23 protein-coding genes, 1 other RNA gene and 1 other annotated feature are annotated in these 25,934 nt (G+C 39.1%); of the genes, 14 read left to right on the top strand and 10 right to left on the bottom strand.

Annotated elements, in window-relative coordinates:
* Positions 1-7: 7 nt before the first annotated feature.
* Together ATS74_RS08670 and ATS74_RS08665 are read right to left on the bottom strand one after the other, a co-directional pair.
* Positions 8-1,276 carry an HlyC/CorC family transporter gene (locus ATS74_RS08670; protein ID WP_131692458.1) on the bottom strand — a complete coding sequence of 423 codons (1,269 nt, stop codon included), beginning with the start codon at positions 1,274-1,276 and terminating at the stop codon, positions 8-10.
* Positions 1,277-1,337: 61 nt separating this feature from the next.
* Positions 1,338-2,144, bottom strand: a complete 807-nt coding sequence (locus tag ATS74_RS08665) for a cytochrome C assembly family protein (protein WP_058548506.1) — start codon at positions 2,142-2,144, stop codon at positions 1,338-1,340.
* 251 nt (positions 2,145-2,395) lie between these two features.
* On the opposite strand from ATS74_RS08665, the gene ffh reads away from it, so the two are divergent.
* The 6 genes from ffh to tyrA all read left to right on the top strand — a co-directional run bounded on the left by ffh (position 2,396) and on the right by tyrA (position 7,421).
* The gene (ffh, locus tag ATS74_RS08660) at positions 2,396-3,775 is read left to right on the top strand and encodes a signal recognition particle protein (protein WP_058548505.1); all 1,380 of its coding nucleotides are present in this window, start codon (positions 2,396-2,398) and stop codon (positions 3,773-3,775) included.
* 250 nt (positions 3,776-4,025) lie between these two features.
* Positions 4,026-4,274, top strand: a complete 249-nt coding sequence (gene rpsP / locus ATS74_RS08655) for a 30S ribosomal protein S16 (protein WP_058548504.1) — start codon at positions 4,026-4,028, stop codon at positions 4,272-4,274.
* A gap of 17 nt (positions 4,275-4,291) precedes the next feature.
* Positions 4,292-4,828, top strand: coding sequence for a ribosome maturation factor RimM (gene rimM / locus ATS74_RS08650; RefSeq protein ID WP_058548503.1), 537 nt, complete (start codon positions 4,292-4,294; stop codon positions 4,826-4,828).
* A complete protein-coding gene (gene trmD, locus ATS74_RS08645; protein WP_058548502.1) occupies positions 4,828-5,595 on the top strand; it encodes a tRNA (guanosine(37)-N1)-methyltransferase TrmD in 768 nt (255 codons plus the stop codon). Before rimM ends, trmD begins: the two co-directional genes overlap by 1 nt.
* A gap of 33 nt (positions 5,596-5,628) precedes the next feature.
* Positions 5,629-5,988 (top strand): 50S ribosomal protein L19, encoded by a 360-nt coding sequence (gene rplS, locus ATS74_RS08640; protein ID WP_058548501.1) that lies wholly within the window; start codon positions 5,629-5,631, stop codon positions 5,986-5,988.
* A gap of 299 nt (positions 5,989-6,287) precedes the next feature.
* The gene (gene tyrA / locus ATS74_RS08635; protein ID WP_058548727.1) at positions 6,288-7,421 is read left to right on the top strand and encodes a bifunctional chorismate mutase/prephenate dehydrogenase; all 1,134 of its coding nucleotides are present in this window, start codon (positions 6,288-6,290) and stop codon (positions 7,419-7,421) included.
* Between the two features lie 70 nt (positions 7,422-7,491).
* Here tyrA and ATS74_RS08630 read toward each other — a convergent pair whose 3' ends face one another.
* Positions 7,492-8,649 (bottom strand): chorismate mutase, encoded by a 1,158-nt coding sequence (locus ATS74_RS08630; protein ID WP_058548500.1) that lies wholly within the window; start codon positions 8,647-8,649, stop codon positions 7,492-7,494.
* A 44-nt stretch (positions 8,650-8,693) separates the two neighbouring features.
* Positions 8,694-8,811 (bottom strand) — a sequence feature (Phe leader region).
* Between the two features lie 199 nt (positions 8,812-9,010).
* Here ATS74_RS08630 and ATS74_RS08625 point away from each other — a divergent pair.
* Positions 9,011-12,025, top strand: a complete 3,015-nt coding sequence (locus ATS74_RS08625) for a bifunctional diguanylate cyclase/phosphodiesterase (RefSeq protein ID WP_058548499.1) — start codon at positions 9,011-9,013, stop codon at positions 12,023-12,025.
* A gap of 131 nt (positions 12,026-12,156) precedes the next feature.
* On the opposite strand, the gene ATS74_RS08620 is transcribed toward ATS74_RS08625, so the two are convergent.
* Complete coding sequence (locus tag ATS74_RS08620) at positions 12,157-12,486, bottom strand: translation initiation factor (protein WP_058548498.1); 330 nt, start codon at positions 12,484-12,486, stop codon at positions 12,157-12,159.
* Positions 12,487-12,621: 135 nt separating this feature from the next.
* Between ATS74_RS08620 and ATS74_RS08615 the strand changes: the two genes are divergently transcribed.
* The 4 genes from ATS74_RS08615 to ATS74_RS08600 all read left to right on the top strand — a co-directional run bounded on the left by ATS74_RS08615 (position 12,622) and on the right by ATS74_RS08600 (position 16,569).
* On the top strand, positions 12,622-12,927 hold the full coding sequence (locus tag ATS74_RS08615) for an STAS domain-containing protein (RefSeq protein ID WP_058548726.1): 306 nt from the start codon (positions 12,622-12,624) through the stop codon (positions 12,925-12,927).
* On the top strand, positions 12,927-14,582 hold the full coding sequence (locus ATS74_RS08610) for a fused response regulator/phosphatase (protein WP_058548497.1): 1,656 nt from the start codon (positions 12,927-12,929) through the stop codon (positions 14,580-14,582). The genes ATS74_RS08615 and ATS74_RS08610 overlap by 1 nt, the downstream gene beginning before the upstream one ends.
* 56 nt (positions 14,583-14,638) lie before the next feature.
* Positions 14,639-15,298: a GAF domain-containing protein gene (locus ATS74_RS08605; RefSeq protein WP_058548496.1), complete on the top strand. Its 660-nt coding sequence runs from the start codon at positions 14,639-14,641 to the stop codon at positions 15,296-15,298.
* Between the two features lie 80 nt (positions 15,299-15,378).
* The gene (locus ATS74_RS08600; protein WP_058548495.1) at positions 15,379-16,569 is read left to right on the top strand and encodes an amino acid aminotransferase; all 1,191 of its coding nucleotides are present in this window, start codon (positions 15,379-15,381) and stop codon (positions 16,567-16,569) included.
* Positions 16,570-16,653: 84 nt separating this feature from the next.
* Here the strand turns inward: ATS74_RS08600 and ATS74_RS08595 are convergent, their stop codons facing one another.
* A complete protein-coding gene (locus ATS74_RS08595; RefSeq protein WP_082660572.1) occupies positions 16,654-17,856 on the bottom strand; it encodes an aromatic amino acid transport family protein in 1,203 nt (400 codons plus the stop codon).
* Positions 17,857-18,073: 217 nt separating this feature from the next.
* Between ATS74_RS08595 and ATS74_RS08590 the strand changes: the two genes are divergently transcribed.
* A complete protein-coding gene (locus ATS74_RS08590) occupies positions 18,074-18,961 on the top strand; it encodes a DMT family transporter (RefSeq protein ID WP_058548494.1) in 888 nt (295 codons plus the stop codon).
* Here ATS74_RS08590 and ATS74_RS08585 read toward each other — a convergent pair whose 3' ends face one another.
* On the bottom strand, positions 18,962-19,840 hold the full coding sequence (locus ATS74_RS08585; RefSeq protein WP_058548493.1) for a flagellar protein MotY: 879 nt from the start codon (positions 19,838-19,840) through the stop codon (positions 18,962-18,964).
* Between the two features lie 200 nt (positions 19,841-20,040).
* Here ATS74_RS08585 and rnt point away from each other — a divergent pair, with 200 nt between their 5' ends.
* Complete coding sequence (gene rnt, locus ATS74_RS08580) at positions 20,041-20,733, top strand: ribonuclease T (protein WP_058548492.1); 693 nt, start codon at positions 20,041-20,043, stop codon at positions 20,731-20,733.
* Here rnt and ATS74_RS08575 read toward each other — a convergent pair.
* Positions 20,717-22,342, bottom strand: a complete 1,626-nt coding sequence (locus ATS74_RS08575) for a DUF342 domain-containing protein (RefSeq protein WP_058548491.1) — start codon at positions 22,340-22,342, stop codon at positions 20,717-20,719. The two genes, rnt and ATS74_RS08575, sit on opposite strands and share 17 nt — an antisense overlap.
* A 269-nt stretch (positions 22,343-22,611) precedes the next feature.
* On the opposite strand from ATS74_RS08575, the gene ssrA reads away from it, so the two are divergent.
* Positions 22,612-22,968: a transfer-messenger RNA gene (ssrA, locus tag ATS74_RS19685) on the top strand.
* Between the two features lie 178 nt (positions 22,969-23,146).
* Here the strand turns inward: ssrA and ATS74_RS08570 are convergent.
* From ATS74_RS08570 to ATS74_RS08560, 3 genes are all read right to left on the bottom strand, one after another.
* Positions 23,147-24,214, bottom strand: coding sequence for a hypothetical protein (locus tag ATS74_RS08570; protein ID WP_058548490.1), 1,068 nt, complete (start codon positions 24,212-24,214; stop codon positions 23,147-23,149).
* Positions 24,215-24,372: 158 nt separating this feature from the next.
* A complete protein-coding gene (locus tag ATS74_RS08565) occupies positions 24,373-24,675 on the bottom strand; it encodes a hypothetical protein (protein ID WP_058548489.1) in 303 nt (100 codons plus the stop codon).
* Between the two features lie 30 nt (positions 24,676-24,705).
* Positions 24,706-25,710, bottom strand: a complete 1,005-nt coding sequence (locus ATS74_RS08560; protein WP_058548488.1) for a YHYH protein — start codon at positions 25,708-25,710, stop codon at positions 24,706-24,708.
* Positions 25,711-25,934: the final 224 nt, after the last annotated feature.

The following is a 25,934-nucleotide window of genomic DNA, read 5'->3' as shown; positions in this document are numbered from 1 at the left end:
TTTTAATTTATTTGGTTCGCATATTAGGCTGTATTTTTACTTGTTTTATCATGTTCTCTTTTACTTCAAGAACTTCAACAGGGTAGCCTGCAATACGTAAACTGAGATTAGCGTCAGGAATATCTTCTAAGTATTCCACAATTAAACCACTGAGAGTTTTAGGCCCATCAAGCGGAAATTCCCAACCCATTTCTTTATTTAAATCGCGAACGTTTGCCCCACCATCAACAATGCAAGAGCCATCGCTTTGCGTTGTTACTTCTTCACTTGGTGTGCGAGTTTGTGTAGTAGTGAAGTCGCCAACCACTTCTTCTAAAATATCTTCAAGAGTTACTAAGCCCTGAATATCACCATATTCGTCTACAACTAAACCAATGCGCTCTTTCGATTGCTGAAATTTAAGTAGCTGTGTATTTAACGAGGTGCCTTCAGGAATAAAGTAAATTTCGCGCACTGCACGTAGTAATGAAGGTTTATCAAATTGCTCTTTAGTAAGAAGACGCAGCGCGTCACGTGAGTGAATAAAGCCAACTGCATCATCTATGTTGTCTCTATAAAGTAATACACGTGTATGTTGTGCGTGAGTTAATTGACGACTAATTAGTTTCCAATCGTCATTAATATCAATAGCCACAATTTCATTTCGTGGGATCATAATATCTTCAACAGTAACTTGCTCTAAGTCTAAAATTGAAGTCAACATACTTTGATGGCGAGCAGGTAATAAAGCACCAGATTCATTTACCACAGTTTTAAGCTCTTCTTTGCTCATGCTGTGCTCATCAATTTGTTCTGCACTAATACCAAATAACCTTAATATACCGTTGGTCATCCAGTTAACAATAACAACAAACGGGAAAAGAATTTTAAGTAACCCTTTAAGTATCACAGAGCTCGGAAAAGCAACTTTTTCAGGATACAGAGCAGCAAGCGTTTTAGGCGTTACTTCAGCAAATATAAGTACAACTAAGGTTAATACACCGGTTGCAATAGCAATACCTAAGTCGCCATAAAGACGAATACCTATAATGGTCGCAACTTGGGCCGCAGCTATATTTACTAGATTATTACCAATTAAAATTAGGCCTATGAGTCTATCTGGACGGCTAAGAAGTTTACTGACTCGTTTCGCTGCACGGTGGTCCTCTTTTGCAAGGTGGCGCAAGCGTATACGATTGATTGACATAATCCCGGTTTCTGAACCAGAAAAATAAGCAGAAAAAAGTACCAATAATCCTAAAATGATAAACAGGGTACTTGTCGATATGTCGTCCAACGATGGATCCTTTTTTTATAAATCAATGCGTATTAAGCTAGAGTGAGCAAGCAGAGTCAAGTTAAAACTTATTTAGTATCACTTCTTGTATGAAACGGCTGCCAAAATAAGCAAGTGTGAGGACAAATGCAGCGACCATGATCGTAACAACCACTGGTTTACCACGCCAGCCTTTTTTCATGTGGCCAACTGCTACAACAGCAAAAATAGCCCATGCAACTAACGATAAAATTGTTTTATGAATAAACTCTTTAGCAAACATGCCATCAAGAAATACAAACCCTGATAGTAATGCAAATGTAAGCAAGATAGTGCCTAAATTAAGAAGTTGATAAAGCTGGCGCTCTACAACCATTAAAGGCGGAAGGTGGCTGTGTACAATCGCTAAATCTTTACGTTTAAGACGTTTATCAATAAAGTAAAATTGTACGCCATATAAAGTAGCAATAATTAAAATACAGTAAGCGAGTAACGATAATGAAATATGTGTCACTAAACCAATTTCAATATTAATACTTTGCAGCATAATATGATGCGGAATAAACAAGCTGGCAATCGTTAAGAGTGCACCAAAGCCATAAACAACCGGTAGTAACAACGTAGCTGGGAACTTTAACGACACTGCGGTTACCGAAACAACAATCACCCAGCACGTTAATAAAGCAACATTAACAATACTTAAATCTTGCCCATCGGATCTAAACACAGAGTTAACCAACAGCAGCATATGCGCCACGATAGCTACGGTACTTAAAATCACCGTTACTTTTTGGCTAGGGCCTTGTTGATGAAACAGGCGTGATAGCACGTGAGACGTTGCTAACACATAAAATAAACTGGCAATAATAGTTAAACTAATAATCAGCATTGTGCTTGGGCCACTTAATTTGAGACAAAATAATTCTTGTTGTTATATGGGCATTGTATTTTATAGCAAAGCAAATGCATAGACCTTAAAAAAAGAAACTCAACAAGCTGCACTTGAACACTATATTGTAAGGCGCCATATACGGTATACTACTTTTAATTGAAATTTAATAAGTCAGTCCTTGTTAATTGAAAACTCAAATTAACAGTGAATTTAAAGGATTGATATAAACGTCTTATCGGAACCGTTACATGTTTGAGAACCTCCAAGAACGATTAGGTAAAACCTTAAAAAATATCAGTGGCCGCGGCCGTCTGACTGAAGACAACATTAAAGACACACTTCGCGAAGTGCGTATGGCATTTTTAGAAGCCGATGTGGCACTGCCAGTTGTTCGCGAGTTTGTAAAACAAGTTAAAGAACGCGCAGTGGGCGTTGAGGTAACTAAAAGCCTAAGCCCTGGTCAAGTATTTATAAAAATAGTGCGTGAAGAGCTAGAAAAAGCAATGGGTGAGGCTAACGAAGAGCTAAGCCTAAATGCACAACCGCCAGCAGTCGTCATGATGGCCGGCTTACAAGGTGCGGGTAAAACCACCAGTGTAGCTAAACTTGCTAAATTTTTGAAAGAGAGAAAAAAGAAATCAGTACTAGTAGTAAGTGCCGATGTTTACCGCCCAGCGGCAATTAAACAGCTAGAAACACTTGCAACCGAGGTTGATGTAGATTTTTTCCCAAGTGACATCTCTCAAAAGCCAGTTGATATTGCAACCGCTGCAATTTCACATGCTAAAAAGAAATTTATTGATGTAGTGCTAGTTGATACCGCAGGCCGCTTGCATGTTGATAGCGATATGATGGATGAAATTAAAGACCTTCATAAAGCAATTAACCCGATTGAAACCTTATTTGTAGTTGATGCAATGACAGGTCAAGATGCGGCAAATACAGCAAAAGCCTTTGATGAAGCCTTACCACTTACCGGTGTGATTTTAACAAAAACCGATGGTGATGCTCGAGGTGGTGCAGCCTTATCTATTCGTCACATTACAGGCAAACCTATTAAGTTTATGGGTGTAGGTGAGCGCACTGACGCACTTGAGCCTTTTCATCCGGATCGTATCGCGTCACGTATTTTAGGAATGGGTGACGTACTTTCATTGATCGAAGAAGTCGAGATGAAAGTGGATAAAGAGCAAGCTGCTAAGGTTGCTGAAAAAGTATTTAAAGGAGCTGGCTTTACCCTTGATGATTTTGCTGATCAACTTAAGCAAATGAAAAACATGGGCGGTATGATGTCGATGCTTGATAAATTACCAGGTATGGCTAACTTACCAGATGCTGTTAAGGGCCAAATGGGTGATAAGACATTTGTTCAAATGGAAGCTATTATCAGCTCTATGACTAAACAAGAGCGTGCTCGCCCTGAAATTATTAAAGGCTCACGTAAAAAACGTATTGCAGCTGGCTCTGGTACTCAAGTGCAAGAGATTAATAAGTTGCTAAAACAATTTACGCAGATGCAAAAAATGATGAAAAAAATGAAAGGCAAAGGCGGCATGCAAAAAATGATGCGCGGTATGAAAGGCATGTTACCACCTGGAATGATGGGTGGCGGTGGCCCTAAATTTTAATCTTGCGACTTAAACAGTGCTATATAATGTATAACAAAGGGGCTATATAGCCCTTTTTTGTTGAATAAATTATGCGCACAACAGGGCGTTCTCTTTGATTTCCTCCTCAGATCACGGTTTAACCTACTAATCTGCCATTTTGCATCACTTCTTACTTGCATTGTTGCTAAAAACTCGTACAATTCCCCAGCTCCCCATACTGGGGAGTAAATCTTATTAATGAAAACAGTCAATCTATTTAGAGGACGGTATGGTAACTATTCGTTTGCAACGTGGTGGCGCTAAAAAACGCCCTTTCTATCAAATTGTGGTTGCGGATAGCCGTTTCTCGCGTGACGGTCGCTTCATCGAGAAAGTAGGCTTTTTTAACCCTATTGCTTCAGGTCAAGAAGAAAAAATTCGTTTAGATTTACCACGTGTTGATCACTGGGTAGGTCAGGGCGCATCTCTTTCAGATCGCGTAGCTAAGTTAGTAAAAGACGCTCGTAAAGCGGCTTAATAGGCGTAAGTGTAACCATGAGTCAAGAGAACACCTCATCAATAATTGTCGTAGGAAAGCTCGGTGCCCCATATGGTATAAAGGGCTGGCTTAAGGTACATTCATTTACTGATGATCCCCAAGGGATCTTCGATTTCAGCCCGTGGTTGATAGGGCAGCAAGGTAAATGGCAGACCTTAGAAGTGGTCGACTGGCGTCGCCACAACAAAGGCTTTATCGCCAAGTTTGCGCAAATTAATGATCGTGACGAAGCAATGGCTTATACCCATGCAGAAATTTCGATGGATTCAGCGCAATTACCAGAACTCCCGCAAGGTGAGTTTTATTGGCGAGATCTCATTGGCATGTCGGTTGTAACTGATAAAGGTTATAGCTTAGGCACTGTTGATGACCTGATGGAGACAGGATCAAATGACGTACTGGTTGTTAAAGCAAACAGTAAAGACGCATTTGGTCAGGCAGAGCGTTTAATTCCTTTTTTAACTGATTCAGTTATCAAAGAAGTTAAGCATGATGCAAGAGAAATTACCGTAGACTGGGATCCTGGGTTTTAATGACTCAAACTAGTTCATTGTGGGTAGGGGTGATAAGCCTTTTCCCTGACATGTTTGATGCTATTACACACCAAGGTGTAACTGGTCGCGCAGTAAAAAATGGTTTAATTGATTTTAACTGCTTTAATCCACGAGACTACGCTTTAGATAAGCATAGAACCGTAGATGACCGTCCTTACGGGGGCGGGCCGGGTATGTTAATGATGGTTGAGCCATTAAAAAAAGCGATTACCGAAGCCAAACAGGCAGCTGGTGATGGCGCTAAAGTAATTTATATGTCCCCGCAAGGGCGCAAATTAGATCAGCAAGGGGCGAGCGAACTCGCAAACTCTAAAAAACTGATTTTAATTGCCGGTCGCTATGAAGGTATAGACGAGAGAATAATAGAATCGTACGTTGACGAAGAATGGTCAATTGGTGATTTTATTTTGAGTGGTGGTGAACTACCAGCCATGACATTAATTGACGCAGTAGCGCGATTAGTGCCTGGTGTATTAGGTCATAACCAATCAGCAGAGCAAGATTCATTTTCGGATGGCTTGCTAGATTGTCCTCACTATACACGGCCAGAAACATTGGACGACAAACAGGTGCCTGCTGTATTACTCAGCGGAAACCACCAAGAGATAGCAAAATGGCGACTTAAGCAGTCATTAGGCAGAACTTGGTTACGACGTCCTGACTTGTTGCATAACCTAGCTCTGACTGAGGAGCAAGCGGTATTACTCGCACAATTTCAGCAAGAGTACCAAAAAGCTTGTGGCTAGAAGACAGTTACACCTAGGAAAGTGAGAAACATAATGGCAAAAGTAAACCAAAATATTATTAAAGCGCTTGAAAATGAGCAGCTTAAAACAGACGTACCTACATTCGGCCCTGGTGATACAGTGGTTGTACAGGTAAAAGTAAAAGAAGGTGCTAAAGAGCGTCTACAGGCCTTTGAAGGTGTTGTAATCGCTAAGCGTAACCGTGGTCTTCACTCAGCATTCACAGTTCGTAAAATTTCGAGCGGTGAAGGTGTTGAGCGTGTATTCCAAACGCACAGCCCTCTTATTGATAGCGTAACAGTTAAGCGTCGCGGTGCAGTTCGTCGTGCTAAGCTTTACTATCTACGTGAGCGTTCTGGTAAATCTGCACGTATTAGAGAAAAACTTAACTAATACGCGCTGTTTATCAACGCAAAAAAACGGGTTGCATCCTTCGGGTTGCAGCCCGTTTTGGTTTCTGGAATAATTTTCACCGTTCACCGTTCACCGTTCACCGTTCACCGTTCACCGTTCACCGTTCACCGTTCACCGTTCACCGTTCACCGTTCACCTTTATTATTGGCTCCCAGCCGCAGTAAAATTTTAGTATTAGCCTTTTCTCAGTTAAGCGATCCTGTTAGTATTTATCGTATTGATTAGTTTACTTTTTTGTAAATTTAAATTTACGATATTGGCTTTAGGGTGAAATGAACGTGGCAGACATTAGCGATTTAGCACAGTTAAGAGATGGTATAGACGAGTGCGACGCACAGCTGGTTGCTTTACTAGCTAAACGTAACAGCATTACGCAAAAAATTGGCGAAGTAAAACAGCAAACAGGTGCGCCCTTACATGCCCCTGAACGCGAAGCCGCACTGCTAGCAGCAAGACGACAAGAAGCTATCAAGCAAAATGTAAGCCCTGATCTCGTTGAAGATATACTAAGACGTATGATGCGCGAGGCTTATCAAAATCAGCAAGCAAAACTTGCTTGTGCTGCGCCACAGCTTTCACCTATTGTTATTGTAGGTGGCCAAGGCGCAATGGGGCAGTTATTTGCGCAGCAGTTTATTCGCTCTGGCTACGACGTTAAAATCTTAGATAAAGATCAGCAAGACGAGGCGCAAAGTATTTTAAAAGGTGCCAAACTCGTAATGGTGAGCGTGCCTATTAATGCACTAGATTCCGTAGTCGCTAAATTGCCTAAACTTGATGATGACTGCTTGCTTGTAGATATAACGTCGGTGAAGCAATCACCTATTAAAGCATTAAAAGCGGCGCATAGTGGGCCGGTAGTTGGTTTACACCCAATGTTTGGACCTGATATTTCTCACTGGGTTAAACAAACCGTTGTTGTATGTGAGGGGCGGGATCATTTAGCTGCTCAAGGTTTATTACAACAACTACAAGTATGGGGATGCCAGCTGGTTGAACTTGATGCTAAAAAGCACGATGAAGCAATGCAAATTATTCAAGTTATGCGTCATTTAACAACATTTGTCTATGGGCAGTTTTTAGCTAAGCAAAGCCATACACTCGAAGAGCTACGTAGTTGTTCATCGCCTATATACCAATTGGAGCTGATGATGGTGGGCCGCTTGTTTGCGCAATCACCGGAGCTTTACTCAGATATTATGTTAGCGCAATTTGATGACGTAGAAAGCTTATTAGCACAGTATCAAGATACTTTCGCTGAAACGCTTGAAAAGTTAAAGGCGGGCGATAAAACTTCGCTTATAGATGCATTTGCTGATGCAAAATCTTATTTTTCAGATTCTACGGCACATTTTTTAACGCAAAGCCGAAGCTTATTAAATAAAGCGAATGACGCTAAAGTACTCGACTAACCTTTATAATTTAATTGTATGAACTAAAAAAGGGCCAGTTCAGGCCCTTTTTTAGTTATAAAGCGAGGGGTTAAGTGTTAACACTAACTGCTTGTAATGTCTCGCTCTGATAGCAGCCTAAAACACGTACATACTGTGTGTATTCTTTAAGTTCTTCTAGCGCTTCTTTTACTTGGCTATCAGCTAAGTTTGCTTCTAAATCAACATAAAACACTTCTTCCCACGGATTGCCTGGAGTAGGACGCGATTCAAGTTTTACTAAGTTAATTTGATGCTGTTTAAAAACCATTAAAGCATCAGCAAGTGAACCTGCTTGTTGCTTAGTTGACATTATTAAGCTTGTTTTAGTTGGGATCTGGTTAGACACTTGCAAAGGTTTGCGCGCAACAACAATAAAGCGGCTGTGGTTTTCGCTTTGGTTGGCAAGATTTGACTTAATTACCTCAAGGCCAACGTTTTTACCAGCTTGTGCTGAGCCAATGGCTGCACTATTTGGTGTATTTAACGCCGATTGTAGTGCGCTTGATGTTGAGTCACATGTTTCATGTTGTAAATCACCTAAGCCTTGCAAAAAGCGACTGCACTGAGCAAACGGTTGAGGGTGAGCAAATATTTTTGTTAATTGGCCTAATTCCGTCTCAGGATTGGCAAGTAAGCAGTGCTCTACACTGTGAGTCACTTCACCGACGATAGACACTTGGGCATGTTGTAGCAAGTCAAATACTTCATTAATACTACCAGAGCTTGTATTTTCAATTGGCAGTAAACCAAAGTCGGCTTGACCGTTCTCTACTTTACCGGTGATTTCATCAAACGAAGTACAGCCAATTTCAATTAGTTTTCCTGGGCGGCGACTAAAGTACTTATGACAAGCAAGCTGGCTGTATGAGCCTTGGCCACCAAGATAAGTAACACGATGAGTTTCGCTAAGTGCATCTGGGTTTAAGTTTTTTTGTAGCATTGCTTGCTGATGTAATACTGAGTCTTCCAAAATGGTCTGAAAAACATTGTTTACGTAATAAGCATCTAAACCAAGTGACTTACCATAACCAATTAGCTTCTCTAATAGGGCGAGCTCGCGGGCTTCATCGCGTATAGGCTTATTGTTAGCAATTTTGTATTCGACTACGCCATGGCTAATGCGGCGACGTTTTGCTAATAGCACGAGTAAGTCAGAGTCTATTTCATTAATGTCGTGTCTGAGTGTGTTTAACACATCGTTTGTCATTTTGGTTTCCTCATTCCAAAAATACGCTGTTATTTAACAGCAAAAACAAAAAAGCCTCCCAGTTGGGAGGCTTTACTATTCGATTGATTTTATCTCACAAACAGGGAAGCCTCTTCTATATAAAGAAGCTAAAAAAAGAAAAAAAAGCGCGAGAGATAAATATGTTCATATAAGTAATGTATGGAGAGTTGCCAGTAATGTCAATAAAGATACGCCCCTAAATGAGATCAAAGTGCGTTTTATTCACCCATTTTTAGTTTTTATCAAAACTTCACAAATAATTTATATATATGAATGCGGATCTGGTATATTTCATTAACTGGTTCAAATAATAACTATTACTAATAATTAAGGTTGACCTGTGGTTTACAGACGCCCGCCTTCGCGTTTTGGATTAAATTCTTTAAGTGTAAAACTGTCACTGCTTATATCGGCTATTTGTTTAATAGCAGGAGTATGTGCGGCTGCCTTAATGCTTAAGTCAGAAGAAAAACAGCTTGTTTTTGAAGAACATGAAGTTTTAAAAAGCTCAACAGACTTATTGGTTAAGCAGTTTAACGAACGCATTCAAACAAAATTAAACATTGCCCAACAAGCTAATAATGTAGTGACTGAACAGCTTTTTCAGGAAAACTCATCTGTTAACTTAAAAAATAAATCGCAACTACAATTTAATAGTGATGGTACGATCAGAAGTGCTTCAGCTGATGGTCTGTCTGCTGCATTTTTACCTCAGCAAAATTACTCGCCTTTTTATAAACGCCTGTTTAATGACTCAGAGACGCTTTGGCGTATTATTTCTCCAACGCTTGTACATGACTTTTTCAACTTTTACCTCATAACAAATGATGACTTTATTCGTGTATCTCCGCCTAATTGGGCACTCAATGCACCTGCTGATTTTAGTGTTACAAATGGCTCTACTTATAAATATATTAAAAGTAAATTAGGTACTGAGCGAAGCCCTGCTTGGTCAAAAGTATACTACGACAAGGTATGGCATAAATGGGTAATAAGCTTGTTAGTGCCTGTCTATGTAGACAACGAATTTTTAGGCGTAACGGGCAGTGATATTGCCTTAAATAAATTAATTTCTTTTTTACCGGTAGGCGATAAAGAAAAGCATTTGCTTGTATTTAATAGCAAAGGGCAGTTATTAGCGCACCCTAACTTAAACCCTGCGTTATTAGCTGATTACGCTGGTGAAAACAAAGGGCTAAGCACTAATGAGTTGGTAAACCCAGAGCTACAATCGATTATTGATGATGTAATAAGAGTTAAATTACCCGAATACGCTAACTCGTTTAAAAAGAATGATGAAGCTCACATTATTAATATTAGAAAAATTGATGATTTAGATTGGTATATTGGCGTGTATAAAAAGCGCTCTTCAACGCTCTCTGCGTTGCAAGATTTAAAGCTCAAATTTTTTGGTTTATTTATCCTTTATGCTGTTCTAGTGGCGCTGCTATTACATCAAGCGTTATATCAGTTAGTTTTACGCAGAATTCATACGCTTGTACATGCAGTAACAGGATTTGGTAAAGGTCAGCTATTAACTGAGTTCCCGCCAGAAAATAAAGACGAAATTGGTACACTTAATGGCTCATTTAGAGACATGACTGTTGAAATTCGTAAACTTATTGATGGCTTGAATCAGCGAATTACAGAGAAAGAAATAGCAGAAAAAGCGGCAAACCGCCTATCTAAAGCTGTGGCGTTTTCTGGTACTGGTGTGGTTATAACCGATGCAAATTTTGTTATTGAGTATGTAAACCCTAAAATGCTTGAAATGACCGGCTACCCAGAGAGCCACTTCAATCGAGCGCCTTTACTGAGTATTATTGCCTCTGAAATGGCTATTTTAGTTGATGATATAAACATTGATTTACGCAGTCGCAATTACTGGCGCGGAGATACCCTAATTCAGGGCTTAAACAAAGAACCTATTTGGGTATCTTTGAGTGTATCGCCAATTCGTGAAGACGGCGGAGAAATAACAAGCTATGTAGCATCAGCACAAGATATTTCGTTTGTTAAAGAAAGCCAACGAAAAATGGAGCAGCTTGCTTATTTTGATACTTTAACGGGCCTTGCAAACAGAACCTTTTTTAGAATGCAATTACGTAAATCAATGGCGCTCGCTGAGCGCGGACACTATGCATTTGCACTATTTTACTTTGATTTAGATGAATTTAAACGAATTAACGATACGCTTGGTCATGATGCAGGTGATCAGCTTTTAATTGAAGTTGCAAATAGGCTTAAAAAACGCTTAAGGGCAGAAGACACTATTGCCCGTTTAGGCGGTGATGAGTTTGCTGTATTACTCAGTGGCATTGAAAGCCAAGAGCATGCAAGTGACGTAGCAAATACGATTCAAAAAACACTTAATATACCTATTAAGCTTGGTAACAACGAAGTAATAGTTAGCGCTAGTATTGGTATTACTATGGCTCCGTACGATAGCTTAGAGGAAGACCAGTTATTAAAACACGCTGACTTAGCTATGTACGAGGCTAAAGCAAAGGGTCGTAATACATACCACTTTTATAGCCAAGAGTTAAACGCTGCGGCTAATGAGCGCTTATTCATAGAAAACGAATTACGTATAGCGTTAAAAGAAAAGCAATTTGTAGTTCACTACCAGCCACAGGTAGACAGCAGGAATCAAAAAGTTATTGGCTATGAAGCATTATTAAGATGGTTCCACCCAACTGAGGGATTAATTCCGCCAGATAAATTCATTCCAATCGCAGAGGCTACAGGCTTAATCGTTGAGTTAGGCGAGTGGGTGCTACAGGAGTCTTGTGACTTTGCTGTTAGGCTAAGTGAGCATGGACTTGAAAATAATATTTCAATTAACTTATCTGCTCGTCAGTTTAAAGATTCAAACTTGGTTCCTACATTGAGCAAAATGATAATTCGCTCAGGCGTATCTGCAAAACGCCTGCATTTAGAACTGACCGAAAGTATGCTTATGGGCAATGTTGAAGCGGCTATTACGCAATTGCACGAGCTTAAAGCATTAGGTATTTCTATTTCTATTGATGACTTTGGTACTGGTTATTCATCACTTAGTTATTTAAAACGTTTCCCTGTAGATATACTCAAAATTGACCGTTCATTTGTAAAAGACATCCCAGATGACACAAATGATATGGAAATCACTGCGGCTATTATTGCTATGGCGCAAAAGTTAAAACTAGATGTTGTTGCTGAAGGTGTTGAGACGATAGAGCAAATGCAGTTTTTACAAAATAACAACTGCTTTATTGTGCAAGGGTATTATTATAGCCCGCCAATACCTGAGTACGACTTACCTAACTTATATGAAAAATTAAATGAGCTTTCAATAAGTGAAGTAACTAACTAGCCTTTAGATGGTAAATCTATTTCAGCTGCTATTTTCAGTGCTAACTGCACTGAATTTACTAAAGTTTGTAGCTATAAAAGTAATAAGGTTAAATAATTAAACCTGGGCTTGGCTAACTAATAAATTGCGGGTTAACCACCCGCAATTTTAACTTTAAACTTTAACCCTTCTAAAATAGCTTTTAGTTTATCTCGGTCATCGCCTTGTACTTCAATAATGCCTTCTTTAACTGCGCCGCCTTGGCCCATTTTGCTTTTAATGGTTTTAGCTAACTTTTTTAAATCGTGTTCTTTTGGGTCAATACCTACCACTAACATGACACCTTTGCCTTTACGCCCTTTTGTTTGACGTTCTATACGTACAGAGCCATCTTTAAAAAGTTTAGTATCTAGCTCTTTTTCAGGTTTTGGTTGGTCAATTCGACCTGTACTTGTTGAATATACTAAGTGACTATCACTCATAACTTACCTTTAATAGATAAAATGAAATAAATATTGGCATAAATGATAGCAAATTTGCTGTTGTGTGTTTTTCTTTTTGCTAAATACTTTTAACAGGTTATATTTAGTTCAAAGGAAATATTATTGGAGTTTATTATGAGTTTAACAAAGAACGAATCGGTCGATGGCACTACTTTAACAATACAAATTAAGGGCAAGTTTGATTTTAATTTAGTGCAATCTTTTCGCCAAGCCTATGCACAAATGAGCGATAAAACGGTTAAAGTTATTATCGATTTACGAGAAACCGACTATATGGACAGCTCTGCACTTGGCATGTTGCTCAATATGAAAAAAACCATTGAGGGACAAGTAAAAACAATCGAAATTAGCAACTGCCAACCACAACTAAGAAAAATACTACAAATCTCTCGTTTTGATAAAAAGTTTGATATTAGCTAATGATGCATGTGCTGATTGTAGATGACCAAGCGCTCAACCGTATTTTATTAAGTAAAATGCTTGAGCAAGAAGGTTACAAAATATCGTTTGCTTATAATGGCCTCGATGCGCTTAATGTACTTAAACGAGAAGAGATAGACATTGTTTTACTTGATGTTTTAATGCCTGTAATGGATGGCTTTGAGGCTGCTGAAAAAATAAAGCAGCTAAACAGCGAAGTTTACCTACCTATTATTTTTATTACCTCTTTAGAAGATCAGGCCAGTTTTGAGCGCTGTTTAGCCGTAGGCGGCGATGACTTTATTCATAAACCATTTGAAAAAGTTATCTTACACGCAAAAATTAAGGCCCATAGCCGCACCAGAGAGCTAAGTAAAAAAGCCAATCAGCAAAAAAAATTACTAGAATATCATCACAATCAAATTGAACGTGAACATGAGATTATTGAGCATATTTTTAGTAACTCCTTGGAAAACCAAGGGAAGTTTAAAGAATACCTCGATTTTAATTTATCACCGGCATCCATGTTCAATGGCGACGTATTTTTGGTTGCACAAAGCCCAATAGGGAATTTGTACTGCATGCTGGGTGATTTTACTGGGCATGGCTTAGCTGCCGCTATAGGCGCATTACCTGTTTCACGTGTGTTTTACACTATGGTGCAAAAAGGGATGGCAGTTAACGACATTGCGTGTGAATTAAACCTATTACTATATAACTTACTCCCAGGTCATATGTTTTGCGCAGCTAATATTATTGAGCTAAGTGCATCGGGTAAAAGTGTGTCAGCTTGGCTTGGCGGCCTACCTGATGCTTACTTAATAGATAATAACGGAAACGTTAAGCAAACACTTGAGTCTCAACATATGGCACTAGGCATATTAGATGAGCAAGAATTTGAATATGAAGTTATACACTTTGAGGCGGACCCATCAACGCGCTTAGTGTTAGCAACAGACGGTATTATTGAAACAGCAAATCATAGTGATGCCTTTTTTGGTGAAGAGCGCTTTTTACAGACCTTAAAAGCTAAGCCAATGATAAGCAGTGAAGACATAATACAAAGTGTAAGTAAGTTTGCGAACGGTAGCGAGCAACAAGATGATTTAAGTATTGTATTACTTAACTGTCTTCCTTTAATACCACAGGAGCAAGAACGCGAAGCGTTTTCTACTTTAGCATTTAACTTATCCTTGAGCTTAAACTCACAGCAAATAAAAAAAACAGATCCTGTATACGATGTTGTCAATATTTTAAGTAGCGTTGAAGGACTAAAAGCCCATCGTTCCAATATATTTTTGCTGCTTTCTGAGGCTTATAACAATGCGTTAGATCATGGTGTATTAGGTCTCGATTCAGAGATTAAAAAACAAGAAGATGGCTTTTTTCGGTATTACGAATTAAGAGAAGCTGCCTTAGCTAACCTTACAGGTGCAATGATTATTATTGATATGCGTTATTGCCCCGATACGCTGTGTTTATATTTTATTATTTGTGACTCAGGGCGAGGGTTTAGCAATAAACCAGGAGCTAGTGAACCTACCTTAGTTAATAACGAGTTTGGCCGGGGCCTTTCATTATTAGAAGAAATTGCCGAAAAAGTTACTTACAACGCCAGCGGAAATCAAGTTGAAATGTGCTACAAGTTGAGCTAGCTCTGTAAAAATATCCATGTTATTATCTTCGAAACTTTAGATGTATGGATGGCCAAATGATTTCTTCTTACCTAACACAAGCACAGCTAAGTGTTGATCAAAACTTAATTTCAGCTGAGCTTGAAAAGCTTGAGCTATACCTTGCTAGCAGCCCTAACACTAAGGTTTGTTGGGAATATCAAATTCCTGAGTTAGGCGAGGGCGGTGCATGTAGCTTATTTGGTTATTTACAAGACGAGCCATTCAAACTTACTGACTATATTGAAAACAATTCACAGACCGAACAAAAGCTTGCTCAGTTACAAGCTATTGTTAATTATATAGAGCAACAAACTAAAGTAGATTGGTACGGCATTTATCAGGCAACAAATACCAATGAAGGTAAGCAACTACTTAAGCTTGCTTATCATGGTGCGCCAAGTCGTCCTTTATTTCCGCTTACAGAAGCTTTTGCAGCAGGTAGCAACAATGTACAAGTTGCGCTTTCTCGAAAAGGTCGCATTATTAACAATGTTGAAAACTACTTATCTCAAGGTGGTGAGTACTATACATGCGATCCTAAAGTTAAATCTGAAACCTGCCTACCACTTTTTAACTCTCAAAATGAATGTGTAGGTATTGTGGATGCAGAAGCCTTTAGCAATGATTTTTTTGATGAAAAGACACTTGCCATTTTAATTGCATGTTGTATTAAAATTCCTCACTTTCTAGTGTAAATAACACTGGTCAACGTGATGTGCTTTTATGTTAAGCTAAGCCTAACAGCTAACCCCTAAATAACGATAAGAGATAGCCAATGTTCTCAGTATTAAAACCATTACCAACAGATCCTATTCTTGGCCTTATGGCGGCCTATAAACAAGATACAAACCCTAATAAAATTGATTTAGGCGTAGGTGTCTACAAAGATGAGCAAGGCAACACACCGGTACTTAAAGCGGTGAAAAAAGCTGAAGCGTTTCGTTTAGACAACGAAACGAGCAAATCTTACATTGGTTTAGCGGGTAACCTAGATTACTGTCAAAAAATGGAACAGTTATTATTAGGCGAGCACCAAGCTTTACTTGCTAATCGTGTACGTACAGCACAAGCACCTGGCGGTACAGGCGCACTTCGTGTAGCAGCTGAATTTATTAAGCGTTGCAACGCTGATGCAACTGTTTGGGTAACTAATCCTACTTGGGCAAACCACATCAGCTTATTTGAAGCGGCAGGTCTTACTGTTAAAGAGTACCCATACTACGATTACGAAAACAAAGATTTATTATTTGATGAGATGATCGACACGCTTAAAAAAGTGCCTAAAGGTGATGTAGTTTTAGTTCATGCATGTTGTCATAACCCAAGTGGTATGGATTTAAACGAAACTCAGTGGAATACAGTCGCTGAGCTTGCTAAAGAAGTTGGCTTTACACCACTTGTAGATATTGCGTATCAAGGTTTTGGATCTTCTCTTGAAGAGGATGCTCGTGGATTACGTATTTTAGCTGATGCAGTAGAAGAGCTCATTATTTGTTCTTCTTGCTCTAAAAACTTTGGTCTTTACCGTGAGCGTATTGGTGCATGTTCACTAATTGCTAAAGATAGCGCAACAGCAGATATATCTAACTCTGTAATGTTAAGTGTAGTACGTAGTATATATTCAATGCCGCCAGCGCATGGTGCAGATATAGTAAATACTATTTTAAGCAGCACCGAACTTACGCAAATGTGGCACTCAGAGCTTGATGAAATGCGTACGCGTATTAATGGTTTACGTAGCCTAATTAAAGAAAGCTTAGCAGCAAAAGATATTGCTCAAGACTTCTCATTTATTGAGCGCCAACATGGCATGTTTTCTTTCTTGGGCATTAATAAAGAGCAAATTGCTCGCCTGCAAAAAGAGTACGGTATCTACATTGTTGGTTCTAGCCGTGTAAACGTAGCGGGTATTAGCGATTCGAATATTGAATACTTTGCAAATGCAGTAGCTGACGTTTGTAAATAAACGTAGTTAACATAAAAAACCGCACTCCATTAATAATGGTGTGCGGTTTTTTATTAACTAAATTTAAGTTTACAGAAGTACGCATTAACCAATAGCAGGTATAACCCCAGCCATTTGCATAAATTGCGCAGTAATTATTAGCACACCACATAACCCAGCAATTAATAGCCCAGTGTTCCCAGTACTTACTTTATAACCCTGCTTATTTGAGGTTTTCCGCTGCTTGTAAACCATAGCAACAGGTAAAAATATAGCTAACACGACCAATGCAATGGCTGCGTAGCCTAATGCCATAATAAAGCCTTGCGGATAAAATAGCGCAAATCCTAAAGGAGGTATAAATGTTATTAAGGCTGTTTTGATGCGGTCTGTTTTGTTATCACCTTTTTTAAACGTGTCTGCAAAAAAGTCGAATAAGCCTAAGCTAACGCCTAAAAACGATGTGGCAAGTGCAAGATCCGCAAATAGTTTAACCGCAGTTGAAACACTTGGATTATGCGCAATATTAGCTACGCTACTTACAAAACCATTTAAGCCTTCACTATTAAGTAAATCGCTTTGGCTCATAATACCTTGGCTCAATAACTGCCAAAAAATATAAATAACCAGAGGCAAAGCTGCGCCTGCAATCATTACTTTTTTAAGGGAGTTTATTTCAAGCCCTACATATTTAACAATAGAGGGAATAGATCCATGAAAGCCAAAAGATGTAAAAATAACCGGAATAGCAGAAAGTATTAGGCCTTGCTCTACAGGCATTTCTAATAAATGTTTACTTTGAACATAAGGAGTGAGCATATAAAACAAGCTAGCCAATACAACAATTTTAATTGCAAATAAAACTTGGTTCAATTTATCAACTTTACTTGTGCCTAGGGTAACAACACTTGCAATAATTACGGCAAGGATCACAGAGCCTAGCTGCGGAGCAATATCTACATCAAAGCCTATATTTATTCGTGCTTGAAGCTGCGCACCTCCACCTGCTATATACGCTGCACACAAAGCATAAAATAAAAATATCATTGAGAAGTTAGCGACGTATTGCCCTCGTTTACCTAACCACAATTTAGCAAGAGTATTTAATGTGGCATCACGGGGTGCATATTGATGTAGTTCTAGCATAAGTAATGCTGTGTAGGTCATTAATAACCAACTACCTACAATTAATGCAAGCGCAGTACTAAAGCCAAGCCCTGCTGATGCGATTGGTAGGGCAAGCATTCCTGCGCCAATAGTGGTGCCCGCAACAATTAACATGCTGCCTATTGTTTTATTTTTAAGCACTTAATTACCTTAATTATTATTAATATTTATGCACCATATAACTAGTTACTTAAATCTCAAATAGTTTTGTAATAAAAGGGCTGTATTTAAATGTAACTCTCAATTTACAACTGTATTTATTAAGCACTTGTATTGCATTTAAAAGTATTAAAATAGGGTGGTGAGGGTATAATTTTATGTACGTTGTATTGCGTTATTAAACGCTAAGGATTGGCACGTGCCGGTAAAAGTATCGTATTTTTTTATGGTTCTGATTTGGTCTACTACACCACTTGGTATTGTTTGGAGTAGCGAAAGTGTGTCGCCAACGCTTGCTGTTTTAATGCGTATGTTGGTGGGGCTGCTTTTAGGTGGCTTAATTGTCGCGATTACTAATATAAGAGTGCCATGGAGTAAAAAAGCCTGCTTACTCTACTTTTATTCAAGTATTGGTATTTTTGGCGGTATGTTACTGAGCTATATGGCTGCTAAAACCGTGCCTTCGGGCATTATTTCGCTTATGTTTGGCTTAGCGCCTATATTGTCTGGATTACTTGCGCAGCAATTACTTAATGAACCAAAGTTTAGCCCTATAAAGCTTGTTGCTTTAGCATGCGCATTAATAGGTTTGTATTTTGTAAGTTATAACCAAGTACAAAACTCACAAACACAAGGCTTAGGACTGCTATATGTATTTATGGCTGTGTGCTTTTTTAGTTTAAGCGGCGTGATGATCAAGCGAGTGCAGATAGCTATCCATCCAATGGCAACCACATTTGGTGCGTTGGTCTTTGTAACTCCACTCTTTTTTATTGCGTGGTGGTTATTAGATGGTGAGCTGCATGTACAAAACTGGAGTGCGAAATCATTATGGGCAATTGGTTATTTAGGACTATTCGGTTCTTTAGTGGGGGCACTTGCGTATTTTCATGTGTTACAAAATTTAAATGCTAGCACCGTTGCACTTACAACGCTTATAACCCCTAGTTTTGCGCTAACACTAGGAGCATGGCTTAATAATGAGCGACTTAGCCAAGAGTTAATTATAGGGGCTGTTATTATTTTAATTAGCCTAGGCTTTTTTCAATTTGGCGATAAATATCTTAAGCAAGCTAAAAAGTTTTAACTACATTTTTTCTATTTGAATTATTAAACGACGGTTTCTGTCGCGCCCTAAAATATTGTCATTGGTATCAACAAAGCGTTTTTCACCTAAACCCGTTGTTTGTACTTTTGCTTCGTCAACGCCTAGGCTTACCATGTAATCTTTTATTGCTTTAGCGCGTTTGCGAGAAAGGTCTAAGTTATTCCAGCGACCACCGTAGCTATCTGTATACGAATCGATACTTATAGATTCAATACTCACATCGTTTTTTAGATATTCAGCTATTTTATCTAAACGTTGTTGAGATGATTTAGTTAATTTACTGCTGTTAGATTGATAGTTCATCACCGTAAACGAAATGTCTTCAAAACTGTAAGAAAGTAACTCATCGCGGCATTGCAAAAACGCCCAATAAGCTTGTTTAAAATTTACGCTCGACATACCAACGGCAATTTTATCGGCAGAATTTTGCCAGTCTTGATAATAAAAGGTGGGGTAGTAGCCTTTTTCAAGCTCAGTTAACATCTCCCAGGCCGTTTTATTGCCTAGTTCACCGTCAAACTTTTTTAGTAGTTTCATGTTCGCTATATCACGAGCGGGCATACCTGCTCGCCATGTTGGCGGCACTGCTTTTAGCCCTGCAATTGAATAGTTTTCAGGGCGTACAACCATATCTAAATTAAAGGTTAGGTTTTTGTTTTTGCTTGCAGAGGCTTTAAATATAGCTTCACCGTAATAAGGAACCTCATGATTTAGCTGGCATTGTAAGCGTGTTGTTTTTACAACTTCCCAATTGGAGTTATCTTGGGTTGCAGTATATTGGCGCATAGCTGCGTGCGAATGAGCAGCGCTCACTAAAGCACTTACGCTAAGGCTAATAAATAACAACTTACACTTCATGGACGTTCTCCAACTCTGGTATGCCAAAAGTTTGGCAAATTAACTGCTTAAAAGGTGAGTTTTTAGCAAACAAACTTAACAGCTTAGGTAAAGCAAGTTATGTGCCTACAATTATAAAGCAATAAATCCTTGAACCCCCTAGCCTAGAGGGCATCAATTTTGACATAATAGTCAGCTTACACCCATAAACCAAGAAGACTATGGCAAATACTGAGCAAACACTTTTCGCAAAACGCTTTCGTGGATTTTTTCCTGTTGTAATTGATGTTGAAACCGCAGGTTTTAACAAGCAAACAGATGCCCTGTTAGAAATAGCAGTGTCTGTATTAAAAATGGATGACGAAGGGTTGCTCAGCATAGATCATACCGTGCATTTTCATGTGCAGCCTTTTGAAGGCGCGAATATAGAGCAAGCCGCCATCGACTTTAACGGAATTGACCCTTTTAGCCCGCTGCGAGGCGCAGTACCAGAAGAAGAAGCAATTAAAGAAATTTGTAAAGTGGTTCGCAAAGCTCAAAAAGCTGCCGGGTGCCAGCGCTCGGTTGTTGTAGCACATAATGCTGCATTCGATCATGGCTTTTTAAATGCAGCCATTGAGCGTAATAATATTAAACGTACGCCGTTTCACCCATTTGTTAGCTTTGATACAACCTCACTAGCAGGCTTAGCGCTTGGGCAAACAGTTCTTGCTAAAGCTTGTAGGGCCGCAGGAATTGAATTTGATAATAGCCAAGCGCATTCAGCACTTTACGATACAGAGCGCACCGCAGAGCTTTATTGTTTAATCGTTAATAGGTGGCAGCAATTAGGTGGCTGGCCGCTTGCGCCACTTCCAGAAAGTGACGCACAAGATAGCACTTCAGATGGTGAAGAAGCTAAAACGACTGAGTAATTTTACCCTCAGTGAGTTTAACCAAATGGGGCGGGTAAATACGCGAAAACTGTTTTGAATCTTTTGCTATTTTGAGCTCCACACCTGGATGCATTATTTCATTTACTTTTAAACGACTTGCTGCCAACAATTGTGTTATTTTTCTTTTAACCAATAATTTTTGGCGCTGAACATGAGCAGAACGCGTTTTTATTTGCTGTTCATTAACGATTATTTTGTCTAAAAAAAGCTGGCGTTGATCTGCCGCTGGCATTTTACTCGCTTTCTCTCGCGCCTTTTGCAAAGCTGTTATTTTAGTTGCAAGCAACTTTTCAAAGTCAGTAATTTGCGACTGCTTTTCACGTAATTCAAACCAGTTTTGCGCCAAAAAAACACGTGTTTTAGTGCCCGCAGGTGCCCCAAGCTCTCCTGTTTCAATTCGCATGGCATCTAAAATACTGCCACCGATTATTTTCCCACGAGGGTTGCCAGCTTTACCTACGCGTATTAATCGCCTTGCACTTAAATTACAGTGAAGTGCTTGGCGTTCAATAAATAAATCTTGTTCTGTTTTTATATGGCAGTATTGGGCGTAGCCAATCGAAATAGTACGAGTTGCCGTTATACTGCAGGTGAAATCGTCATCGTTTTCACGTTTACGGCCAATAGCTCCCAGCATTATTGTAACGGCACTATTGCTCTGAACTGTGCCCGACTCAACAAAGCCAAGTACAGTAATATCGCCATTGGCTTTTACATGCATACCATCTTTAATATCACCGCTTATAATCACACTGCCGTCAAAATCAACATGGCCGGTGCTTACATCTACGTTATCAAAGCATAAAACATCATCAACACGCATACCACGGGGCAAAGCAACGGGTACACCTTTGCAATCTGCAATGAGCATATTTGGATTTTTTGGGTCAATTTTAGTGCCTTCAAAAGGCTGTAACTGATGCTCTTTACCTGGTTTTGCAGCAATTATGTCACCAAAAACCGTATAGCCATCTTCACCAGGGGTAGCGGCAACGCGCTGCATTAATGGCGTACCAGGTTTTACTGTGATAATTGCACCAAGGTTCTTCATATCAACCTTGCCGCCTTCTTTCGCTTGTGGGCTTAGTACTCTATCTTGAGCGGTAGAGCATAAACGCACAAACTTGGCATCGCTCCCTTCTTTAGGGTTACGGCCGTGGGCAATAATAGCGCTATATGAAGTGCCTGAAGGCTGCTCAAATTGTTGGCCTAAAAAGGTATCAAGCGCACGAGGGCTAATACCTTTTTTTACACCTGCTTTAGCAAGTGCTTTTTGTGCACCCTCCATAGAAAATAATGCACCTCCCTTTGCCGTTGTAATTGTTGCCTCTGCAACCATATTTTTTTCATCAACATTAATAATAATTGATGCATCAACTGCTTTAGCAACAATAAGAGATACTTCTTGATAGTTTTTAGTAGGCGCAAAAAGTTTACCGATATTAGCTGAAATTGTTTCGTATTCACTAAATTCAGATTGCTCCAACATCTCAACTAGTTGAGTACTTGTAACAGGAAAGCCACTATCAATAGGGTGTTTTAGTAAAGATACACACCCAGTATTTTTATCTAATGAAAAAACCGACATTTATTAATTCCCTACAAATTATGCCTGTTATTATTTTTTATTTATTACAACTAAAGTTTTAGCTTACGCAAAAAACCTAACTTCCTATTTGAGCACAAGTTAAACGTTTTGTTAAGCAAATGTTTATAGCAAGTTTATTGAAAACTATCAGCTTGGGTGTTTAATGCGCAGTCGACACACATAAATAAAATAAAGCAACGCTAGCCCTTGAGTATCAGTACTTTACTCAGTTATACTGCTTGCACGCTCTGAATGAGTTTACTAATTCAGGGGCTGATTAGGATTCGACGGAATTCAAGAAGCCCAAGGTGCATGTCGAGGTGCGGTTTGCCTCGTAAAAAAGCCGCAATCTAAAGTAATCGCAAACGACGATAACTACTCTCTAGCAGCTTAGGCTGGCTAGCGCTCCTTCTATGTATTCTTGTGGACTAGATTTTGGAGTGTCACCCTAACACCTGATCGCGACGGAAACCCTGGCCGGGGTTGAAGCGTTAAAACCAAGCGGCCTCGCCTTTACTTACCGTGTTTGTCCGGGACTTAAAGGTTAATTAAATGACAATACTAAACATGTAGTACCGACGGTCGAGGCTTTTCGGACGGGGGTTCAAATCCCCCCAGCTCCACCAATAACGGTTTTTAAATTCGTTAGTTTAAAAACCATAAAAACCCGCAACTTGAGCAATCAGGTTGCGGGTTTTTTTATGAATATAGTTTTACTGAAACTGATTGCTTACTGTACAAATTTAGTTTTTAGTTGCTATTTTAATGTGAGAGATTTGATACCAAAGCAGTGCATTATAATTTTTAACTGTTTTTTATAGCGCGTAGTTTCATTTTTATAGCTATCACAAAAATGCTCAATAGAGAAAGTAAGCTTATTAACAGCGTTAAACTTAATATTGGGTTGCCTTTTGCTGGTGGTTCGCTTTTGGTATTTGGCTTATCGGTACTCTGGTGTTGCCTAATATAACTTTGGCTTATCCAATCTACGGCGTTAATCCAGTGTATTTTAGCAGAGTCGTCGCTCTGAAGAGCGCTCATTTTATGTGAGTCGTTATCTAGATTTTTTGCAAGTAGAATGAGCTGTTTCCAGAATTCATTTTTTGGCCCTAAATCGTCTATTTCTTGAAGGTGTTGCTGTAACTTATCTCCGCCCATGGCGTTTATATTTGCTTGGCCTAGAGTTTTTGCATATCTATTTATATGTGCAGAAAACTTACTAAAGTATTCATTATTTTCTGTTGAATCTGTTTTAGTACCTTGCTCAGCGATAGCTATTTGGGGTTGATGCTTAGTGCTGTTTTGCTCATTTAAAAATAGCTTGTATTGTTGATAACTTAATTTACTTTGCACTGACTCATCAGAAGTAAATGTACTTTTAATAACGGTGTAGCTAGTGCTTAAGCCAAATAAAGTAACAATAAAAAGCGCTAAATAGCACAAATATAATGCGCTTTTTAGCGTGTTACTAAGTAGTCTTGTTTTAACATTTGTTTGCTCAAAAACAGTGTTTAGTTGTGCTTTTTTACTTTGTACTGCGCTATTTTCATCGTTAGTTTTTACAGGAACTTTTTTATCGTTGTTTTGAATGTGCTTGGGGCAAACTAGTTGACTGTTTTGTGATTGAATAACAGGAGCTGTACGCTCTGGCTCTACTTTAGTTATTAAGCCGAGCTTTTTTAATGATGACTCCGTTTTAACAGCATCAATACTTGTTAAGTCTTTTTTTAAAGCATAAGACTTACCATCAAATAACTGAATGACGATGTCATGAGGGATCTTTAAAAACTGGCTAAGCTGTTCTTGAACAGAAGTAATATCAGCATCTTGATGTAACTGGCCATTAAAAATAATTTTAAATGTAGCGCTCACGTTAGTTTCCTAGTGTAACTCCTTGTTGGAGTGTTTTTTTTATTTTTATACACCCGCTTAATTTAACAGATAAACATAACCCTTACTACGTCCATACTCATGATTTTTACTTAAAAAATTTACTGGCAGCGTTAAGGTTTTTAATGCCAGTTATCTATTTATAGATTAGTTAGTGGGGTTACTGATTGTTTTATAGTGTTGGTGGGTTTGCTTTGTGTTGGCTGTGTTGCTTTATCTAATAATGTCTCTAGTGGTTTGTTTCTTACACACATGAGTATGTTATTCATTGCTTGGCATGTGCCTGATGCTTTTTTATTGTGTGTTATATAGCTGCATTCTTGATTTACAGCTTTTTCTTCACATGCTTGCCAAGGCGCACTTGAGCCATGACCTGCGTGGCTTATTACTGAGCATGACGTGATTAATAAAAAGCACGCTGATAAATTTTTAAATATTTTCATAGTTATCTCACTTAATTCCTTGGTAACAGGTTAGCGGGCGATGGCCCCTTTAAAGCAGCCAATAAACATGTTTTCAGCTACATCTGCTGCATGGTAGTGGTAACCGCGGGTGTCGTCAGAGTGGCCTCGACATTCATCTAAATCTGTTGGCTCTGTGTTGTCTTCGTTAAGCATTCCAAATATGCCAAAACCATCGAGTGCGTAGCCCATCATAGCTGCGTGACCATCAGATTGAATTTGTGTTTGACTACACCCCGCCTCACCATGGTAGTGATAACCAGCCACTAAGTTAATGTGGCCTGCGCAATCGTCAAAGGCTGCAATTGTATAAGCACCTAAAATAGCATCTACAGGAGCAGGGGCTGCGAGCACTACACCGTTTAGTGCAACACCTACATTTGTATTGCCAATACTGTTATTTTGAGCTGTGGCTACAGGCGTGATTGGTATTAAAAAAGATTCAGAAATACCGCCATCAACATAGTCAATAGAGCACTCTACACAGTGATTTTGATATTGCTCTTCTACGTTTGGCCTTGCTGCACCGTCACATGACTCTTGCGTGTCGGTTATATTTACAAGCCCAGTTCCTTCGTCATAAAGCTGCCAATGGCTATCGTTATACAAAGTAGGTAGGTTTAAAATAAAGTCGCCAGTAATATCGTAAACCTCACCGCCGCCATCAAACCAGATCCCAGCCTCGTCTGCTGTTGAGGTTATATTTTTGGGGCAAAATACGCCAATTTCATAATTAGAGGGAGCGCCAGCAATATCAATCTTATAGCAAGAAGCCTCGTCGCCATTACTCAGTGTGCATGTTTGAGTGCTTATTGATGAGATAAGCGCATCACTTTCAAAGTTAAATGGATCAACCTCTACAATAAGATCAGTTGAGGCTTCAGTGGTGGTATCGTCTGTAGTTGTTGTATCACTAAGTGTTGTGCTGTCGGTACTACCGCCATTACAAGCTGCCAAGCTTAGAAAAGTTAAAAGTAATGTAACTAGCTTTAAGACAGGCGTGTTGAATTTGCTCATTAAATATATCCGGTAATGAAATTGATTGTATAGTATTTGTTAAATGTGCAAAAAAAGTGCAAAAACCTCGCAACATAGTACATGGCTAGATTAAGGCCGATGATTGGAATATTTTAGTACCGTTTCATTTTTGGATTAGTGAAGTTAATGGGTGTGCTTTACGGTTAATTATCAGAAAGCTAATTAGCAGATAATTGGGTAGGGAAGTGAATTAGCAATTGCTT

This window comes from Pseudoalteromonas sp. H103, from assembly GCF_001469205.1.
Lineage (GTDB): Bacteria > Pseudomonadota > Gammaproteobacteria > Enterobacterales > Alteromonadaceae > Pseudoalteromonas > Pseudoalteromonas carrageenovora.
Note: the sequence above shows the minus strand (reverse complement) of the source record. Positions and strands in the feature narration are given on the sequence as shown.

Excerpts from the sequence above, each read along its gene's own strand:
- ATS74_RS08665 (WP_058548506.1), bottom strand. The coding sequence starts at position 2,144 with ATGCTGATTATTAGTTTAACTATTATTGCCAGTTTATTTTATGTGTTA.
- ffh (WP_058548505.1), top strand. The coding sequence starts at position 2,396 with ATGTTTGAGAACCTCCAAGAACGATTAGGTAAAACCTTAAAAAATATC.
- rpsP (WP_058548504.1), top strand. The coding sequence starts at position 4,026 with ATGGTAACTATTCGTTTGCAACGTGGTGGCGCTAAAAAACGCCCTTTC.
- rimM (WP_058548503.1), top strand. The coding sequence starts at position 4,292 with ATGAGTCAAGAGAACACCTCATCAATAATTGTCGTAGGAAAGCTCGGT.
- trmD (WP_058548502.1), top strand. The coding sequence starts at position 4,828 with ATGACTCAAACTAGTTCATTGTGGGTAGGGGTGATAAGCCTTTTCCCT.
- rplS (WP_058548501.1), top strand. The coding sequence starts at position 5,629 with ATGGCAAAAGTAAACCAAAATATTATTAAAGCGCTTGAAAATGAGCAG.
- ATS74_RS08630 (WP_058548500.1), bottom strand. The coding sequence starts at position 8,649 with ATGACAAACGATGTGTTAAACACACTCAGACACGACATTAATGAAATA.
- ATS74_RS08620 (WP_058548498.1), bottom strand. The coding sequence starts at position 12,486 with ATGAGTGATAGTCACTTAGTATATTCAACAAGTACAGGTCGAATTGAC.
- ATS74_RS08615 (WP_058548726.1), top strand. The coding sequence starts at position 12,622 with ATGAGTTTAACAAAGAACGAATCGGTCGATGGCACTACTTTAACAATA.
- ATS74_RS08610 (WP_058548497.1), top strand. The coding sequence starts at position 12,927 with ATGATGCATGTGCTGATTGTAGATGACCAAGCGCTCAACCGTATTTTA.
- ATS74_RS08605 (WP_058548496.1), top strand. The coding sequence starts at position 14,639 with ATGATTTCTTCTTACCTAACACAAGCACAGCTAAGTGTTGATCAAAAC.
- ATS74_RS08600 (WP_058548495.1), top strand. The coding sequence starts at position 15,379 with ATGTTCTCAGTATTAAAACCATTACCAACAGATCCTATTCTTGGCCTT.
- ATS74_RS08585 (WP_058548493.1), bottom strand. The coding sequence starts at position 19,840 with ATGAAGTGTAAGTTGTTATTTATTAGCCTTAGCGTAAGTGCTTTAGTG.
- rnt (WP_058548492.1), top strand. The coding sequence starts at position 20,041 with ATGGCAAATACTGAGCAAACACTTTTCGCAAAACGCTTTCGTGGATTT.
- ATS74_RS08575 (WP_058548491.1), bottom strand. The coding sequence starts at position 22,342 with ATGTCGGTTTTTTCATTAGATAAAAATACTGGGTGTGTATCTTTACTA.
- ATS74_RS08565 (WP_058548489.1), bottom strand. The coding sequence starts at position 24,675 with ATGAAAATATTTAAAAATTTATCAGCGTGCTTTTTATTAATCACGTCA.
- ATS74_RS08560 (WP_058548488.1), bottom strand. The coding sequence starts at position 25,710 with ATGAGCAAATTCAACACGCCTGTCTTAAAGCTAGTTACATTACTTTTA.